This is a genomic window from Agromyces humi (assembly GCF_009720255.1).
Taxonomy (GTDB): Bacteria; Actinomycetota; Actinomycetes; order Actinomycetales; family Microbacteriaceae; genus Agromyces; species Agromyces humi.
In genome coordinates this window covers 1-1,985 of the sequence record NZ_WJSP02000540.1, presented here as the reverse complement: position 1 = coordinate 1,985, position 1,985 = coordinate 1, and the positions used below count along the sequence as shown (strand labels likewise).

Genomic DNA, 1,985 nt, shown 5'->3' with positions numbered 1-1,985 from the left:
GGCCCGGGCGGCGTCGGCGAACGCGGTGAGCAGGTCGGTGCGCGCCTGCGCCGCATCCGCGGTGCTGTCGGCCGATGCCGCCTCGGTGTCGGGGTCGCCGGGCAGCTGCACGAACGGGTAGTCGAGGAGCACGGTGCCGTCGGCGGGGTACGCCGCCACGAGCGTCTCGGCGGGCTCGTCGAGGTTGTAGTCGGCGACCTGCGCCTCGGTCGTGAGCACGACGCTCGGCTGCTGACTGGCGGCGAGCGCGCCGAACGCGGCACTGGTGGAGGCGGGAATGGTCTTGCCCAGCTCGATCATGGCCCCGGCGAACTGCCGTGGGTCGTCGGGCGAGGAGTGACCGCGGAGCGCCATGAGCCCGGCGAGGCTCGCCGAGGAGGCTTCAGGGTCGGGGAGGATCGTCGGCAGGCCGCCACCCAGCACCCTCGTCCAGGTCACGGGCTCGCTGGCGACTTCGGCGGCGGTCGTGGCCGCGGCGGCCAGCACCACGGGAGTGGACGCGATCGGCGCGCCCACCTCGACCTCGGGAGCGGTCTGGCCGAGTGACGCCGCGGTCGCGGCCATGCGGTCGACCCAGACGCCGGACTCGGGAACCCATGCGTCGGCGTCGACGCCGCCAGAGGCGATGACGGCGGCCGTGTCGGCCGAGTCCTGCGACTTGATCACCGTCTCGACGCACGCGTCGGACGACGCGTCGTAGTCCTTCGCGACGTCGGTGAGCGCCGGCGCGATGGACGTGTCGGCGACGACGACGACCTGCTCCGTCTCTGCGCAGCCGCTCTCGGCGGCCGCCAAGAGCGGGGAGAGGTGGCCGCCGACCCACAGGTACACCCCGGATCCGACGATGGCGACGACGGCGACGGCGGCGATGATGGAAAAGACGAGCGCGCGCCCCGGCTTCCTTGCCGGGGCCTTGACACTATGACGCCCCACGGACACTCCAAGCCCGACGGCGTCGAGTCGCCGTCGAATCCCTGTGCTGAACGGGTTCCCCCGTTCGTGGGGGAGGGTCCACTCAGCATAGGCGACGAGACCCGATACGCGAACTTCACTCGGGAACGGTGAGAACGCGGGTCGGATGACCCCCAGTCATCCGACCCGCTCCCCCGCCCTGTGCGTCGACCCCTCAGTCGTCGCTCAGGCGTTCCGGTGTTCTCACCGGCCGCGCGATGCGCGTTCGACGAGTCGCCTCGTCGGTGTCCGGTGCCACATCAACAACGGTAGGCGGCGCGCTCTTCGAGTGCACAGGGCTTGACGCGTCGAACACCGCACGCTAGGCCTGTGGTGCAAGGTCACGACTGCCAGGGGGTGCGATGACCATCATCAGGGCGGTCCCCGACGGCGAGGCGCCCGAGAGCGTGGCGCGCTACTACGACGAGGATCGCGCGGCGCTCGGCCATGTCGCGACGCACACGATGGCGATGGCGGTGAACCCGGCCGCGTACGCGGCCTTCCGGGCGCTCACGGCCTCCACGATCGAATCGCTGGGTTTCCGAGGATTCGAGCTCGTGACGCTCGCGGCGGCGCTCGGCACCGGCTCGCCGCACTGTCGCCTGGCCCACGGCCTGAAGTCGCTGAAGGTATTCGACGAGGCGCAGCTCGAGCGCATCGCGCTCGACTACACGGATGCCGGCCTCTCCGACGCCGAGGTGGCGATGATGCGGTTCGCCGAGCAGTTGGCGCGCGACTCGGCCGGCATGACCGATGCCGACACCCTTCGCCTTCGGGAGGCCGGGTTCAGCGATCGCCAGATCGTCGACATCACGGTGGCCGCCGCGGCCCGCGTCTATTTCGGTCGGGCCCTGCAGGCGCTCGACGTCGAGGTGGACGTGCCTCCGTCGCTCAGCGAGCCGCTCCGGACCGCCCTGCTCGACGGGGTCTGACGCTGCGGGGCCGGCCGGGCCGCCGCTGGAGTCGAAGCCGCACGCCATGTCCAGGGAGCGCTTCACCGACCGACGGGACGCGGGTCGCCACCTCGCGACCGC

At 71.7% G+C, this 1,985-nt stretch carries 1 protein-coding gene and 1 pseudogene; one reads left to right on the top strand and one right to left on the bottom strand.

The window, feature by feature from the left end; translation table 11 throughout:
• A pseudogene (locus tag GH736_RS21960) lies at positions 1-933 on the bottom strand (hypothetical protein); the annotation flags it as partial.
• 380 nt (positions 934-1,313) lie between these two features.
• Between GH736_RS21960 and GH736_RS21955 the strand changes: the two are divergent.
• A complete protein-coding gene (locus GH736_RS21955; RefSeq protein ID WP_159607070.1) occupies positions 1,314-1,883 on the top strand; it encodes a carboxymuconolactone decarboxylase family protein in 570 nt (189 codons plus the stop codon).
• Positions 1,884-1,985: the final 102 nt, after the last annotated feature.